Origin of the sequence: Arthrobacter sp. Marseille-P9274 (assembly GCF_946892675.1) — a bacterium.
In the GTDB taxonomy this organism is placed as follows: domain Bacteria; phylum Actinomycetota; class Actinomycetes; order Actinomycetales; family Micrococcaceae; genus Crystallibacter.
This window is the reverse complement of sequence record NZ_CAMPOV010000003.1, coordinates 494,072-508,735: the sequence shown is the minus strand read 5'-3', so window position 1 is coordinate 508,735 and position 14,664 is coordinate 494,072. Positions and strand designations below refer to the sequence as shown.

Below are 14,664 nucleotides of genomic sequence, written 5' to 3'. Positions count from 1 at the left end.
GACGGACCGTTGGCTGATGCCGGCGGTCGCCTGACATTGGCAGGCATTGTCATTGTGGACCCGCCCGGCTACACGTGCCTCATCCGTTGACGGTGAAATCGTACTGGCCATCCTCAGGCCGGGCGCTGGAGGCCGTGCCTTCGAACATGCCACGTTCCACGGCAATGGTCAGGGCTTCACGCCGGCCCGATGCGCCGAGCTTGCGGTAGATGGACCGTTGGTGGGTCTTGACCGTGTTGACCGAAACATAGAGTGCCTCGGCCATTTCGGCAGCCGTCATCATGGAACGCATGTACGCAAGGACCTCAAGTTCCCGTACCGTGAGGTCCCAGTACGAGCGCGTGTGATGAGGCTGGTCCTGTACCTGCGGTGCCGTCCGTGCCGCGATGAATGCCTGGTGGGCGGTGCCCCAGGCGGTGTGCTGGACGAGCAGTTCTGCGAGGTTGTCGCGCCGCTCAGCGAAGGGGCGAAGGATGGACTGCGGTTCGGCACGATTCAGCGCACGCTCTATCCGTTCGTGCGCGGCCGCTGTTTCGCCGCGGGCGTGGGCCAGGAGCGCTTCGGTGAGTGAAACGCTGGTGTCGACGAATGAGGCACGCCGGCGGTTCGCCAACGATTCGACACAGTGTTGTGCAGCGGTGGTCTCGTCTCCACGGCGAAGGAGTTCTGCCAAGAAAGTGTCCACGAGCGGCGGGTTCCCGCCCGGTCCAAGCGATCGGGCGATCCTCATGGCTGTGTCCAGATCCCCCTTGGCTTCGGAAACTTTCGCCAGCGCGAGGTTCCGGAAAGCGCTCAACGGCCCCTGGAACAGGCCCCGGCCGTCGACTGCATCCAGTATCGCGCTGGACTCGGCAAGATGGGCCGGATTGCCGGTGGCACAATCGACGAGGACTTGGTAGATGAGCGCCAGCGGGCCAAAGGGGAACAGGCGCGACCGCAGCGCCGCGGCAAGGTACGCGCGCGCTTTTGGCAGTTCATTCTTCCAGTAACAGCTGATTCCGCGGGCAAGCCAGACGGAGGCCAGCTGTTCCGGAGATCTCCACTCCAGCGCTCCGGCGCGTTCCAGCGCGTGTACACCCTGATCGTCAGCGCCCCGCAAATCACCGGATTCAACCAACGCCAATGCCAATCCTGCAGCGGAGCAGACCTCGATGATCTCAAGGTGGTTTGCCCGCCCGGCAGCCATCGCCTCCTCCAGCAGGGAGACCGCCTTCGGTTCACCCTTGAACAGCCGCATTTCAGCCTGCCCCAGGAGGAAGAGGCCTGTCGCATGCGCGGCGGAATGGCCGTCAGCCGCGTCCATCAGCACGCGGCCTTCTTCGGCCGCGGCGGCCAGATCCGGGTGGCCTTCCATCAGGAACAGTTCGAAGATTCCCATATTGATTTCGACGCGACGCTGGCGGAAGGCGGCCAGGGACGGGAGTCCCGCAAGTGCGCGCTGCTTAAACTCCGACGCAGATAGGCTCTCTCCGGCACGATTGCGGCACGCGGACCTGATCATGAGTATTTCGGAGTCGTCGCTCCAACGAGCGGGAAGTTCAAGACACAGGTGCTCCAGAGTCCGGGTGTCATTGCGAAGCACGAACTCCAGCCAATGTTCCCCGAGGGAGGTGACCGCCTGCAGGGGATCGTTTCCGCGCAGTGCCTCGGACACACACAGCCTTACGTTGCTGTCCTGGTAGTGCCTGGCGGCCACTCGGTGCAGCCGTTCCGCCAGAAGGGGATCCCGCCGTTCGAGTATTGCCCGGCACTGGACCGCGAAGAGTGAAGGCCAGCGGTACTGGGACTCCCCTCCGCAGCCCTGCTCTTCTATGAACAGTACGCAGCGGCGGCATTCCTGGAGCAGCGCCCCACCACCCGGCCGGCCGTAAAGCTCCGCGGCGAGCCGGCTGTCAAGCCTGTCGCACGTCGTGGCCCGAAGGACAAAGTCCGCCAGTTGCGGGGTCAACTGGCCCAGGACTTCCTCGGCGACGTAGTCCGCGAGAGGCACCCCGGCCGGCACTGCGCTTCTCCGCCCGGCCGGCGGGCAATCGGCACGAGCCGGAACGGTGAGCATTTCATGTACGGCGACCGGCCATCCGGCCGTCGCCTTCCAAAGGGATTCCGGATCGGACCCGGGGTCCTGAGCCAGCAACGAAGCGACGCGGGCGATCTCGTCAGGCGTGAAGGCGAGGTCGGCAGTCTGGAGTTCACCTATGCCTTCCCCATGACGCAACCTTTCCAGCCGGATCGACGGATAGCAGCGGCCGGAGAGGACAAGCCGCAAGGTAGGAGGCGCCGACTCCGCAAGGACAGCGACGATCCCGTGCGCCAGCTCCGGATCGGCCATCTGGAGATCGTCAATCACCAGGACGATTGGCTCCGCCAACTGCTCGAGGGCCTTAAGCACAAGGTCGTAGGATTCAGCCGGATCTTGTGCGAGGGTGCGGTCCAGTGCCAGCAGCGCACTACTTTCGGAGCGGGAAAGGGGCCTTGCGGCTGACTGGAGGGCAGTGACCACCCCATGGAACAGCCGCCCGGGCCGCACATCGAACTGATCAAGCGACAACCATGCGGAGGGCAAGCCGGTGGCATGGACCCAGTCGGCCAGCAGCGTGGATTTGCCGTATCCCGCGGGGGCGACGACGAGAGTCAACCGGTGGGCCGCCGTGGACTTGGACAATGCAGCCTCTAAACGCGGACGCTCCAGCGCGTCAGCGTTCCGTTTAGGTGGTCGGATTTTGGCCTGCGGGCAAGACACGTCCGCAGAGGACGGGATCTCTCTCACGTGCGTCATAGTAGGCGCACCCAAGAGACCCGACAATGCTCGTTCTTGGGGGGTATCAGGAAGCTGACGGTGAGAACGGGAGGAACTCCGCTTCGCCGCCGTGGACGACGAGGCACGTGGACTCCGGCACCTCCTCCCATGCTCCTTGGAGGTCCCCCAAGGGCTCGGATACCACCAGGCGTGCGTCCTCGGAGAGCCCCTGCAGCAGGACGTTGTCCGGGAAATGGGCCTGCAAGGTCGAAATGTCGGTGCTGCGGAAGAGCGAGCGGGAGACGCCCTCGCTGGAGTACCTGAAGGCCCACGTCGTGTCGCCGTCGGTGGTCGCCACTGTCATCTGGATCGGGTTCTCGATGCCGTGGCGCCGTCCGACGTCCTCGATGAAGCCGACCGCGGAGGCGACAGCTGCCGGCTGGTCCCGCTCAAGGCCGAACGTCAGCGCAAGGAAGAAAAAGGTTTCTGAGTCCGTTGACCCTTCGATATCCGGGTACAGCCCGGGTTCCACAGCCAGGGCGAGTTCGCGCTTAACCACCGGGAAGTCCCTGATGAGCCCGTTGTGCATCCACAGCCATCGGTCGTGACGGAAGGGGTGGCAGTTCGATTGCTGGACCGCAGAACCGGTGGAGGCACGAATGTGCGCGAAAACGCGGCCGGATCTGGCGTGGGCCGAAAGCTCCCGTAGGTTGCGGTCGTTCCATGCAGGTTCGGTGCTGCGGAATACACCCGGATTCGGTTGGGACGAGTACCACCCGACACCGAAACCGTCCCCATTGGTGGTTTCCGCGCCTAAGCGGGAGTGTTTGCTTTGCACGACGAGCGAGTTGGTGGGTTTGAAGAGGAGATCCTCCAAGCTCACAGGTGAACCTGAATACGCGAGCCATCGACACATAACATGGTCCTTTCCGAGGCCATTCCAACACTGCTGAAGCGCTCGCGGCTCATCTCCCGTGAATGATTTTGCCCCGCCGGTACCGGGCCCGCGTATGACGGACTGCGGAGAAGCCGGGAAAACCTGGTCCGCCCATAGACCATCCGGTGCGGGTGAGGCTGCACCAGGACTCTCTGCGGATAATCGGCGATAGGGCAAGAGCTCGACTGCCGTACGACGGGATCAGGAGCTGCACATGAAAGTCGGTCCAGTTGAAGTCATCGTCTGCGCCTTCCCGGAGCCGGAAGTTGATGAGCCGGTCATCGTATCGCTCAGCAGGGCGGTGCTGTCCGGAGCCATCGCCCTGATTGATCTGGTCCTCGTCATGCGGGACGGGCAGGGCGTTCTGCACGTGCGCGATTTGGAAGATGACTTGCCTCCGGCATGGTCCGCCATGGTCGTTGGTTCCCGCCCGTTGACGCTGCTCAGCGATACGGACATCGGGATCGCGGCGGAATCGATAGGCAACAACGAGACCGCCCTGGTGGCAGCTCTCGAACACCGCTGGGCACAGCGCCTTGCGGAAGACGTACGCAACGCCGGAGGTGTTGTTGCCCTGCACGCCCGGATTCCCCATGAAACAGTCGTGAGGGCCTTTGAGGCGGACGGGGTCGAGGCGACCTGACTCCGAAACCAACAGGAGGAATTCCCATGCCGTCAGCCAGGAGCAGAAGACCCGGTCTGCTTGGAACCATCGCGCGGACAGCTGTCATATCCGGTACGGCGCAGGCGACGTCGAAGATCGTCAATCGCCGGGCCCGTTCGCGTTGGGAGCAGGGGTCGCCGACGGCTGAAACCACACCCCCTGAAATATCAGCGGCTGAAATTCCGGCGGCCGCACCGGCTGGCGGTGACCAGCTCGCCGATCAGCTTTCCCGACTCGCCGAGCTGCGCATTTCCGGCGTGCTGACCGATGAGGAATTCGCCGCCGCGAAAGCCAGACTGCTGACGTGAAGCAGCCAGGGCCCGGTGCCTGCTCCATCGGGTGCCGGCGAACGGAATAAAGGAGGGACCAATGAGCTCGGAACCAACTAAACCTGAGCCGCGTCCCGTCCTTCCCCGCAGCACTACTATCCTGCTAACCCTCAGCGGCGCGACCATCGCAGCGTTTGGCATTTCCGCAGCCAGAGGGGTCTTCACTCCGGTTTTCCTGGCGTTTGTGCTGACGCTCTGCGTGCACCCCTTGCGGCACTGGATGCAAGCACACGGAATCCGCCGGGGGGTGGCCACCGGAACCACGATCGTCGCCGTTTTCGCCCTGCTGGCCGGCCTCACGGCGATCCTCATTACCGCGCTCGCGCAGTTCTCCGCGCTGCTGCCGCAGTACGCCGCCGAGCTCGGCCAGCTCGGCGCCTCTATCGCCGGGCTGCTGGAAAAGATCGGATTCGGCACCGAACAGGTGCAGGCCGTCCTCCAAGGATTCAGCCCGAGCCGTATTATCGGCTTCGTCGCCGGCTTGCTGGGCAACATCACGGCAGTCGTGGGCGTCCTCGTCGTCATTCTGACGACGCTGATCCTTATGGCGATCGACGGTTCACGCGTGCCGGCCCTGCTGACCCACCTGGAGTACCGCAGGCCATCCATCGTCTCGGCATTCAATGACTTCGCAACGGGGGTCCGCCGCTACATGGTGGCCACAACGATCCTCGGAGCAGCACAGGGCCTGATCAACTGGCTCGTCCTGCTCGTCCTGCAGGTCCCCGGTGCCCTGCTGTGGGGCCTGTTGTCGTTCATCTGCAGTTTCATCCCCAATATCGGCTACTTCATCGCCATCGTCCCACCCTTGTTCTTCGGGTTCCTCACGGGAGGCTGGCCGACCGCCGCCGCAGTCATCGTGCTTTATGGGGTGGTCAACAGCGTCGTCCAGTCCATCATCCAGCCGAAATTCGTCGGTAACGCGGTGGCCCTGAGCGAGACGCTGACCTTCGTCTCCGTACTGTTCTGGGCGTTGGTCCTCGGGCCTGTCGGTGCCATCCTTGCCGTCCCGCTGACCCTCTTGGCCCGTACCATCCTTCTCGACATGGACCCGTCCATGGCCTGGTGGCGGCCGTTTACCGGAGATAGGACGGAGCTCAAAGCGCTCCTCGAGCAGGAAGACCACGAGATCCGCGCACGTCGGACGCGGCGCGGCAATCAAAGCCCGGAGCCCGATGGTTCGTCGAAGCCCTGATGCGTCGCCTCAATGGCCCGTCGACCCAATTGCCCAAGGATCCCTAAACCACGCTGCACTAAGTCAGTGTCCGCCGAGAATCTCGATCAGCGAGAAGGAGAGGCCGAAGCCGACTGCGATTGTGATTCCGGTGATGGCGCCGGCGTCTTTGATCCCCTCCGGAATCATGTGGACGGTCACATACGTGAGGATGCCGCCGCCGGCGAACGCCAGTACAAACGCCACAAGTACCGCCGGTGCCGGGGTTAGCAGCCCCGTGAATGCGGCAGTAGCCACTCCGCACAGGAGCATCATCGAAAGCCAGCCGCCGATAACTTGGCTCTTGGTATAGCCCGCGGAGCGCAACGGCCCGGTGTCGGCCATGGACTCGGGGAACCCGCACAGGAAGACCGCGGCAAGGACAGCGGCGCTGAGGCCGGTGCTTCCGAGCAGGCCTCCGGTGATGATGATGGCTTCCGCGATCACGGACAACCCTACTATCCAGAAACTGGGATAGTGGCGGGGAGGCCCTGACAAGCTACCGCCCCGCAGCTTGCCGGAGGTCACCAGCGCAGCCGCCACGGCCCCGCCAAGCAATCCCGCGCCGACGTAGCCGCTCCCGCCGGCCATCCGTCCAGCTTCTGCAATGAGCTTGTAGGACACAGCCGACAGCAGGGCCCCTGCGCCAAGCCCCGTCAGCGCGCCGAGGAAGACACTGTTGCCCACGTTCCAGCGCAGTGCGATCAGGCCGCCCAGGAGAAAGGACGAGCCTGCCAGCAATCCCCAGCCAAGTGCCTCCAGCATCGACGTCCTCCTGCCTAGTCGCTCACCCTGACAAAGGAAGTGGCGGCAGCAGAAGCGCCCAAAACGACTCCCTGCGGTATGGAGGCGCCTCCCGTCATCCCAGGATCCTCTCGGCGGGCCCCGGAGCACCACCGGCTCCGTAACCGCCATTGTGGTCCGGAGCGATGTACCTCAAATCATCCGGCGAGGATGAGAGCGACTCGCCCGGAATGGAGAGAGCCGCCCGAAGCACCCCGATGGTTCAGTTGCAGCCCTCCGGGCCGCAGGTCGCGCCGTCGTTCGTGTTGCCAGACAGGACGGTCAGCGGAGAACGCTCCGCCCACGCCTGCTGCAGCGCGCGCCCGAACACCTCGGCCGGCTGCGCCCCGGAAATCCCGTACTTGCGGTCCAGCACGAAGAACGGCACGCCGTTCACACCCAGCGCCCGCGCCTCGGCGATGTCGGCACGGACCTCCGCGGAGTATTTGTCGCTGGTCAGTGCCTCGCGGACCTCGGCCTCATCCAGGCCAAGTACGACGCCGGTGCGCGCCAGGTAATCGATGTCGCCGATGTCTTCACCATGTTCGAAATGGCCGGAGAGCAGCGCCTCCTTGGCCGCGTCTATCCTGCCGTGCTCATTGGCCAGATGCATGAACCGGTGGGCCATGAAGCTGTTGGCCACCACGATCTTGTCGAAGTCGTAGGCCAGGCCCTCGCCGGCAGCCTGGGCCGTGACGTGCTCGAACATCTGCCGGACCTGCTGCTGCGGCATGCCCTTGATCTCGCTCAGGTACTCGGTCTCAGTGCCGTCATAGTGCTCCGGCAGCGTGGGGTCCAGCTGGTAGCTGCGCCACTGCACCTCGACCTCATCCTTGTGCTCGAAGTTCTCCAGGGCGCTCTCGAAGCGGCGCTTGCCGATGAAGCACCAGGGGCAGGCAACGTCAGACCAGATCTCAATCTTCATGGACACGTCAACATTCGGTCGGGCGCCCGTATTCCGCCCTGTGCCATGCCGGCCCGGGGAGCGGGGCGCCCATGCGAACGCGCCCACCCCGCGTCGGCGGGGCTCCAAGGGAGTGCTTGCCGCTGCGAGACCGGTTCAGCCCTCGCCGGTCCCCGGAGCGACGTCAGGCCGCGACGGGGCGACGGGCCGCCGGCGTCCGCCCATGCACCAGAACGTAGACGCCGATGCTGAGGACCACCAGCGCGCACAGCCCCGCGTACATCCCGCCGAAGCCCGTCATCGGCAGGAAGACGCCCAGCAGCACCGGACCGAAGCCCACGCCGATATCCAGCATCACGAAGAACGTGGATGTCGCCATGCCCATCCGGGCCTCGGGCACGGTATTGACCGCGATGGCCTGGACGGCGGGCATCAGGCCGCCGAAGCCCAGCCCGCTGAAAGCCGCCGCGAGCACGATCGTGGCGAAGCTCGGCTCGAACGCGAGCAGAGCGAGGCCCGCAGCGAAGACCAGCAGCATCGGATAAATGACCATGTTGTCGCCGCGCCGGTCCTGGATCCGTCCGGCGAAAAGCCGGGAGACCAGGACGGCGATCGCGTAGACGAGGAAGAACAGGGCGGCCGCCGAATCCAGCCCCTCCTCCCGCGTGTAGGAGGTCAGGAACGCCACGATGCCCGAGTAGGCGAAGCCGCCCAGCAGCGTGACCAGCGAGATCGGCAGGGCATCCGGGTCGACGACGGACGTCAGGCCCAGCCGGCGCCGCCTCTTCGCGGACGGAACCGGGGCCGGCGCAGCCGGGTCTTCCGGGGTCGGAATTTCGACGGCGGTGGTGCGGCGCTCGGGCAGCCGGACCAGCAGGCCTACCGCCAGCGCCGCGATGGAGGAGACGGTGCAGAACCAGAAGATGCCGTCATAGTTGCCGCCGGCCGAGAGCAGCACCGCCAGGAACGGCCCCACCGCAGTGGACAACGTCGTCGAGACCCCGAAGTAGCCGGTGCCCTCGCTGCGCCGCGCCGCCGGAATCAGCCCCTGCACGCCGGCCGCCAGCGCCGTGCTGCCCGCGCCGAACGCCATGCCGTGCAGCAGCCGCAGCGCCAGCAGCAGCCCGAGCGAGCCGCTGGGAATGTAGAGGTAGGACAGGATGGTGTAGGCGGCAAGGCTCACAATGAGCAGCCGCTTCCGGCCCACCACCTCCATCAGCCTGCCGCTGAACAGCCGGGCCACGACCGCCCCGATGATGAAGGAGCTGGACGCGAAGCCCGCCGCGCTGTCCGAGGCCTGGAACCGCTCCACGGCGTAGAGCGCCATCGAAACCATCAGGAGGTAGTAGACCATCGAGATGAACAGGTTGGTGACGATAGCGAGGATGAAGTCCTTGGTCCACAGCCTGCTTGTCTGTTCAATGCCCACGTTTGCCGCTGGTTCCTCTCCTCGACCTACTATCTGGTATTTGCCCTAAGCAACATTCCATTATCCCTCCTTTGCGCAGGAGCCTTACTTCCACTCCTGTGGGGCTAGCATGTCGGCATGGAAGATTCGATCATGCTCCGTTTCCTTGCCGCACCAGCCGACGTGGCGTCGGACGGGACCACGGTGCAGGCGGGCAGGGTGCTGGAGTGGATCGACAAGGCAGGCTACGCCTGCGCCGTCGGCTACTCGGGCGGCTACTGTGTCACCGCCTATGTGGGCAACGTGCATTTCACCCGGCCCATCGTCAACGGCGACCTGATCGAGGTCACGGCCCGCGTCGCGCACACCGGCCGTTCCAGCATGCAGGTGGTGGTCACCGTCGACGCCGCCGACGTTCGCTCCCGCGAGTTCAAGCCCGCCATGGATTGCATCCTCGTTTTCGTCGCCGTTGACGAGGACGGCCGGCCGCGCCAGATTCCCGCGTGGGCACCGGCCGACGAAGCCTCCGGGCGCCTGGCCCGCGGAATCGCCGGCCGGGTCGAGGCACGGCGCGACATCCGGGATGTCATGCGCGCCCAGGAGTACACGGATGCCGGGACGACGCCGTCAGAACGCTTCCGCTTCCTGGCCGCCCCGGGCGACGTGAACTGGGGCGGCAACGCGCACGGCGGAATCGTCATGCGGTGGATCGACGAGGTGGCCCGGGCCTGCGCCATGGGCTGGTGCGGCGCCGATGCGGTGGCCGTGTACTCGGGCGGCATCCACTTCCTGAGCCCCATCCACATTGGAGACCTGGTGGATCTTTCCGCGCGGATGATCCATACCGGCCCGCACTCCATGCACATCGCCGTCCGAGTGCGGGCCCGCGACCCGCGCGGGGGCGAGTGGCGGGACACCACCCAATGCATGACCGTGTTCGTCACGCGGAACCCGGACGGCCACGCCGCCGAGGTTCCGCAGCTCGTGCTGCGCACCGACGAGGACAGGCGGCTGGACGCACACGCCCTGGACCTGGTCCGCCGCCGGGCCGCACTGCCGCCGCTCGAGTTCGGCGTCGAGCGGACGTACTAGCCTCAGGCAGGCAGACCCTACCGACCGCCGTCGCTCAGCGACGCGGGCCAGACGCAGGTAGCGTACGGACTGGCGATCCCGGCCGGACATTCTGCGCAACGGTCTCGCCGCCGGGGAGAACCATGTAGGCGAGGAACTCCTCCTCGAAGGTGACGATCCCCGCGTCCACGGCCTCCAGCTTGGCCCGGATCAGCATGGACAGCTTGTGCCAGTACCGGCGGGATAATTCCTCGTGGCTCTTCGGGGGCGGGAGCGACCGCGGCTTCTGGGGGCTGCGCATGCCGTCGGCGGGCTCGGGGGAGCCGGGTGGCTCGTACAAAAACCGGAACCTTCGGCGATTCGCGGTGAACGCGATGATCGTCCTGCCGTTCTCGGATACGGTCCGGAAGCCCGTTGCTCCGTACCGGCTGAGCATCTCCTGGATTTCGGCCCGTGACGCCGCGCAAGTGATCGAGGCACCGCGGACGTAGTTTGTCGCCATGTCTCAGGGTACCCCGCGGCCGGATTAGGTGGCGTGGCGTAGGGTCGGCTGTACGGAGCAACTGTTGCTCCCGTGAAGGCGCACGTGAGTGCTGCCGCCAAGGAGGCCGACATGGCTGATAAATCCCCGCGCCAGACCGCATCGAAGAAATCCGGCAAGTCCATCAAGGAAAAGCGAAGCGAGAAGAAGGCCAAGGCCGCCGACAGCGCCGCATCGGAGATCACCGCCGCCACGAAAAAGCGCTAAGCCTCGCCCCGGTCCGCAACCGTCCCGTCGGACAGACAGCCGCGGCCGTCGCCGGCTGGCAGGCCGGCCGACAGCGGGCCGCTACCGTGCGGAGTCCACCTGCGCCCCGGCCCCATGCGCCGGAGCGGCGGTCTCGTCCGCCAGCTCCGCGCGGGCGTGCCCCTTGCCCTTGACCCCGAACCGGTAGGCCACGAACAGCAGGCCGATCCACACCGCGCCGACCACCATGGCCACGCGGGTATCCGGCATCACGCCCAGGAGCACCACAATGAACACCATGAACGCCAGCGCCGCGTAGGACGCCACCGGCCACAACGGCACGCCGAACTCGGACGCCGGCAGGTTCTTCCGGGCAATCTCGCGCTTCATCGCGATGTGCGAGAGCAGGATCATCAACCACACCCAGACAGTCGCGAAGGTGGCGATCGAAGCGATGATCAGGAACAGGGATTCGGGCAGCAGGGCATTAAGTACGACGCCGGCCAGCAGCACCGCGGTCATCGTCGCCACGGTCATCCACGGCACTCCGTGACGGGAGATCTTGGCGAACGACGCCGGTGCCTGTCCCTGCTGCGCCAGCCCGTACATCATCCGGCCGGCACCGAAGGTATCGGAGTTGATGGCCGAGAGCGCGGCGGTGATGACCACGGCGTTGAGGATGTGCGCCGCGGCCGGAATGCCGAGCGCATCGAAAATCTGCACGAACGGGCTGGTCTCGCCGTCGATCTGGTTCCACGGGAAGATCATCATCAGCACGCCCAGCGTCAGCACGTAGAAGAGCAGGATGCGCACCGGCACGGTATTGACCGCCGCCGGGATGGCCTTCTTCGGGTTCTCCGCCTCGCCCGCCGTGATGCCGATCGTCTCGATCCCCCCGAACGCGAACATCACGATCGAGAAGGACGCCAGCAGGCCCCAGAAACCGTTCGCGAAGAACCCGCCCTCGCCGAGCATCGTGCCCAAGCCCGGATTCGCGGCGTCGGGCAGTCCAAAGCCGAAGACCACAATGGCGATCCCGCCGGCGATCATCGCGATGATGGCGGAGACCTTGATGATGGAGAGCCAGAACTCCGCCTCGCCGAAGACCTTCACCCGCATCAGGTTCAGCGCCGCGATTAGGAAGACCACGGCCAGGATCCAGATCCAGCGCGGCACCTCCGGGAACCAGAAGCCCATGTAGATCCCGAAGGCCGTCACGTCCGCGATCGCCACGATGGCCATCTCGAACGCGAACGTCCAGCCCGTGATGAACCCCGCGAACGGTCCGAGGTAGCGGCTGGCGTACTGCCCGAACGAGCCTGACACCGGATGCCGCACCGCCATCTCGCCGAGCGCCCGCATGACCAGGAAGACGGCCGCGCCGCCGATCATGTAGGCCAGCAGCACCGCCGGCCCGGCCGCCTGGATCGCCGCGGCGGAGCCGTAGAACAGGCCCGTCCCGATCGCAGAGCCGAGGGCCATGAAGCGGATGTGGCGGACATTCAAGCCGCGGGCGAGAGCCTGGGCGAATTGAGGCATGGCAACAAACCTAGTTTCGGCAGAAAAGGGGAGTGGCCTTCAAATGCGGCCAATCAATTCTACGCCCGGCCTGCATGCCACGCCGATTTCCGTGCCCGGCGCCACACCTGCTAGCCGCGGAATCCACCGCACCGCCACCATCGACCTTCGGGGATGACAAAGGCCCAGGCCCGGCTGAACCGGTCCGTGAGTGTTCGGCAGATCATGAATTCCCACACCATGTCGGACCTGCTGGCGCTGCCGGCGGAAGAGGACCGGATGAAAGCACGCGGCTTCGTCGAACGCTCCGGCATGGTGATCTGCGGCGGCCTGCCGGCCTGGGAGATGCCCCTGCTGACCTCCGCGATACCCCTCTCCCGCCAGGAGCAGCAGCAGCTCTGCATTTGCGCCATGCGCCGGGTCTTTATGCGGGCGGCGTATACGCGAACAGGAGCAGCCAGTGTTTATAGGAGTTTTATCGACAGGGGAGCGGGGATCAGGTATCGCGGCGACTGACCGGCTTGTGCGACGACTTTCTGGCATCGGCGAGTTATCTGGCCGCAGCGGGTGACTGATGTCCGGCTTGCGGCGTCTAGTCTGTTTCAGGTCCCAGGCAGTAGTGGCATTTGAGCGCCGGTTCCCGGTCGATGCTGCAGCCATCGTCGTCCGGTTTCTTCGTCTTGGTGGGGCTGCCGGATCGCCCGTCCCGGGCCTTGTGGTTATCGTTCACCGGTGTCTCCTGGAGGGTAGTGGTTGGTGTTGGGGTATGGCGGAGCGATTCTAGTGAGGCGGTAGTCGATGATCCCGGGGATCATTCCCGGTACCGCTCCGCCACGGTCTGCGGGGCGATTGCTTTGCCAACACGGGCAACGGTCCGTCGGTTGTTGCCGGCGGACCGTTGCCTGATGTGCGGGACGTACACCCCGTGGATGTCACATGATGCCGGTGGGTACGAGCAGGGCCCAGGCTAGTGCGGGGGCTGCGAGAACGACTGCTCCGGCGTAGACCATGAGCTGGCGGTAGACGCGTTGGCGGTCGTTTTCCCGGGCATTAGCGACGACCAGCGCGCCGTCGGTGGAGAAGGGGGAGACGTCCACGACGGTGGCCGCGATGGCCAGTGCTGCGACTGTCCCGGAGGCGCTTAGGGAACTGGTGGCCAGCAGCGGACCGGCCATCGGGATGAACGCGGTCAGCAGTGCGGTGGAGGAGGCGAAGGCGGACCCGACGCCGATGACGTAGCAAAGGACGAGGGCGATCAGGAGCGGTGCACCCAGTGCGAGAGCCTGCTCGGCGAGGGTGTCGATGACGCCGACGTGCTGGAGCAGTGAGACGTAGGTGATCATCCCGGCCACCAGCAGGACGGTGGACCAGGAAACGCCGCCGATGAACGTTTTGTGTTCCTTGATGTTGACGAAGGCCAGGAGGAGGCCGGCCGATAGGGCGACGAATCCGATGGGCATGTGGAAGCCCAGAGTGCAGACGAGCATCACAACGATCAGCGCCAGAGTGAAGATCTGTTGGCCGCGGGGACGGGTGACGCGCAGTGCGTCGAGACCGGCATATTCGTTGGAGTGGTTGTCGCGCAGCTTGCCCAAGAGGGCGAACAGCACAATGGTCAGGGCGGAAAGGATGAGATTAAGGGCGAAGCTGGCCGTGAACAGCGCGCCCTGCGAGATGGGGAATCCGTTTTTCAGTGCTATGTCGTGCACGAGAACGCCGGCAACGGAGAGCGGGGAGAAGCCTCCGGCATGGGCCCCGTTGATGACGAAGGCGCCCATGAGGACCGGGTGGATGCGCGACTCGTAGGCAAGCCCGAGGGCCGCCGGTGCCAGCAGCGCGACCGCGGCCGGGGAGAAAGTGCCTAGGGCTGTCAGCGCGGCAGCCATGAGGAAGAACACCCATGGCAGGAGCACTGTTTTGCCCCTGACCATGCGCACGCAGGTCTGGACAATAATGTCGATGGTCCCATTGCTTTGGGCCATGCTGAAAAAGTAGGTGACGCCGATGATGGTCAGGACGATGCTGGCGGGAAACTCTCCAAGAATTTCCTTATCGCTCATTCCGAGCATGAAGTAGCCGACGCCGAAGGATGCGACCAGCCCCATGATGCCGATATTCACCGGCCATTTCGTGGCGACGATGAACATCACGACCAGGATGACGAGCGGGATGATTTGGGTGGCTGTCATGCGCGGCTCCGATTCCGAGGCGGCCGCGGGGCTGAAGATGACACCCCCGAACAGGAGGGCGGCCAGACCCAGGACAGTGATGGCGGCGACCGTCATCAGCAGGATACGGCGGCGATGGTCGGGACGCCGGGCGCCGGTCTCGTTACGTTGGGGTGCAGTTTGTTCTGCGATCTTAGTCATGATG

General features: G+C 65.2%; 14 protein-coding genes and 1 pseudogene. 6 read left to right on the top strand and 9 right to left on the bottom strand.

Features of this window, described 5'->3' with window-relative positions:
* Window positions 1–79 precede the first annotated feature (79 nt).
* Window positions 80–2,767, bottom strand: coding sequence for a LuxR C-terminal-related transcriptional regulator (locus tag OC550_RS19620; protein ID WP_262107617.1), 2,688 nt, complete (start codon window positions 2,765–2,767; stop codon window positions 80–82).
* Window positions 2,768–2,822: 55 nt separating this feature from the next.
* Window positions 2,823–3,653 (bottom strand): class II glutamine amidotransferase, encoded by an 831-nt coding sequence (locus OC550_RS19615; protein WP_262107616.1) that lies wholly within the window; start codon window positions 3,651–3,653, stop codon window positions 2,823–2,825.
* 235 nt (window positions 3,654–3,888) lie between these two features.
* Here OC550_RS19615 and OC550_RS19610 point away from each other — a divergent pair, with 235 nt between their 5' ends.
* The 3 genes from OC550_RS19610 (at window position 3,889) to OC550_RS19600 (ending at window position 5,862) form a co-directional block, all read left to right on the top strand.
* Window positions 3,889–4,317, top strand: coding sequence for a DUF6325 family protein (locus OC550_RS19610; protein ID WP_262107615.1), 429 nt, complete (start codon window positions 3,889–3,891; stop codon window positions 4,315–4,317).
* Window positions 4,318–4,343: 26 nt separating this feature from the next.
* Window positions 4,344–4,646, top strand: a complete 303-nt coding sequence (locus OC550_RS19605; protein WP_262107614.1) for an SHOCT domain-containing protein — start codon at window positions 4,344–4,346, stop codon at window positions 4,644–4,646.
* 61 nt (window positions 4,647–4,707) lie between these two features.
* Entirely contained in the window at window positions 4,708–5,862 is a 1,155-nt protein-coding gene (locus OC550_RS19600; RefSeq protein ID WP_262107613.1) for an AI-2E family transporter, read from the top strand.
* Window positions 5,863–5,925: 63 nt separating this feature from the next.
* Here OC550_RS19600 and OC550_RS19595 read toward each other — a convergent pair whose 3' ends face one another.
* From OC550_RS19595 to OC550_RS19585, 3 genes are all read right to left on the bottom strand, one after another.
* Complete coding sequence (locus OC550_RS19595; protein WP_262107612.1) at window positions 5,926–6,645, bottom strand: ZIP family metal transporter; 720 nt, start codon at window positions 6,643–6,645, stop codon at window positions 5,926–5,928.
* A 241-nt stretch (window positions 6,646–6,886) separates the two neighbouring features.
* Window positions 6,887–7,588: a DsbA family oxidoreductase gene (locus tag OC550_RS19590; protein WP_262107778.1), complete on the bottom strand. Its 702-nt coding sequence runs from the start codon at window positions 7,586–7,588 to the stop codon at window positions 6,887–6,889.
* Between the two features lie 163 nt (window positions 7,589–7,751).
* On the bottom strand, window positions 7,752–8,996 hold the full coding sequence (locus OC550_RS19585) for an MFS transporter (protein WP_262107611.1): 1,245 nt from the start codon (window positions 8,994–8,996) through the stop codon (window positions 7,752–7,754).
* 117 nt (window positions 8,997–9,113) lie between these two features.
* Between OC550_RS19585 and OC550_RS19580 the strand changes: the two genes are divergently transcribed.
* Window positions 9,114–10,067 carry an acyl-CoA thioesterase gene (locus tag OC550_RS19580; protein ID WP_262107610.1) on the top strand — a complete coding sequence of 318 codons (954 nt, stop codon included), beginning with the start codon at window positions 9,114–9,116 and terminating at the stop codon, window positions 10,065–10,067.
* 34 nt (window positions 10,068–10,101) lie between these two features.
* On the opposite strand, the gene OC550_RS19575 is transcribed toward OC550_RS19580, so the two are convergent.
* Window positions 10,102–10,548 carry a hypothetical protein gene (locus tag OC550_RS19575; protein ID WP_262107609.1) on the bottom strand — a complete coding sequence of 149 codons (447 nt, stop codon included), beginning with the start codon at window positions 10,546–10,548 and terminating at the stop codon, window positions 10,102–10,104.
* Window positions 10,549–10,620: 72 nt separating this feature from the next.
* On the opposite strand from OC550_RS19575, the gene OC550_RS19570 reads away from it, so the two are divergent.
* Window positions 10,621–10,794, top strand: a complete 174-nt coding sequence (locus tag OC550_RS19570) for a hypothetical protein (RefSeq protein ID WP_262107789.1) — start codon at window positions 10,621–10,623, stop codon at window positions 10,792–10,794.
* 81 nt (window positions 10,795–10,875) lie between these two features.
* Here OC550_RS19570 and OC550_RS19565 read toward each other — a convergent pair whose 3' ends face one another.
* Window positions 10,876–12,312, bottom strand: coding sequence for an amino acid permease (locus OC550_RS19565; RefSeq protein ID WP_262107608.1), 1,437 nt, complete (start codon window positions 12,310–12,312; stop codon window positions 10,876–10,878).
* A 171-nt stretch (window positions 12,313–12,483) separates the two neighbouring features.
* Here OC550_RS19565 and OC550_RS19560 point away from each other — a divergent pair.
* Window positions 12,484–12,690, top strand: a pseudogene (locus OC550_RS19560) (ATP/GTP-binding protein); the annotation flags it as partial.
* Between the two features lie 193 nt (window positions 12,691–12,883).
* On the opposite strand, the gene OC550_RS19555 reads toward OC550_RS19560, so the two are convergent.
* Entirely contained in the window at window positions 12,884–13,021 is a 138-nt protein-coding gene (locus OC550_RS19555) for a hypothetical protein (protein ID WP_262107607.1), read from the bottom strand.
* A gap of 202 nt (window positions 13,022–13,223) precedes the next feature.
* Entirely contained in the window at window positions 13,224–14,660 is a 1,437-nt protein-coding gene (locus tag OC550_RS19550; protein ID WP_262107606.1) for an SLC13 family permease, read from the bottom strand.
* Window positions 14,661–14,664: the final 4 nt, after the last annotated feature.

What these genes read in the sequence shown, in the direction of transcription:
- OC550_RS19615 (WP_262107616.1), bottom strand. Translation starts at nt 3,653, where the DNA reads ATGTGTCGATGGCTCGCGTATTCAGGTTCACCTGTGAGCTTGGAGGAT.
- OC550_RS19610 (WP_262107615.1), top strand. Translation starts at nt 3,889, where the DNA reads ATGAAAGTCGGTCCAGTTGAAGTCATCGTCTGCGCCTTCCCGGAGCCG.
- OC550_RS19605 (WP_262107614.1), top strand. Translation starts at nt 4,344, where the DNA reads ATGCCGTCAGCCAGGAGCAGAAGACCCGGTCTGCTTGGAACCATCGCG.
- OC550_RS19600 (WP_262107613.1), top strand. Translation starts at nt 4,708, where the DNA reads ATGAGCTCGGAACCAACTAAACCTGAGCCGCGTCCCGTCCTTCCCCGC.
- OC550_RS19595 (WP_262107612.1), bottom strand. Translation starts at nt 6,645, where the DNA reads ATGCTGGAGGCACTTGGCTGGGGATTGCTGGCAGGCTCGTCCTTTCTC.
- OC550_RS19590 (WP_262107778.1), bottom strand. Translation starts at nt 7,588, where the DNA reads ATGAAGATTGAGATCTGGTCTGACGTTGCCTGCCCCTGGTGCTTCATC.
- OC550_RS19580 (WP_262107610.1), top strand. Translation starts at nt 9,114, where the DNA reads ATGGAAGATTCGATCATGCTCCGTTTCCTTGCCGCACCAGCCGACGTG.
- OC550_RS19575 (WP_262107609.1), bottom strand. Translation starts at nt 10,548, where the DNA reads ATGGCGACAAACTACGTCCGCGGTGCCTCGATCACTTGCGCGGCGTCA.
- OC550_RS19565 (WP_262107608.1), bottom strand. Translation starts at nt 12,312, where the DNA reads ATGCCTCAATTCGCCCAGGCTCTCGCCCGCGGCTTGAATGTCCGCCAC.
- OC550_RS19550 (WP_262107606.1), bottom strand. Translation starts at nt 14,660, where the DNA reads ATGACTAAGATCGCAGAACAAACTGCACCCCAACGTAACGAGACCGGC.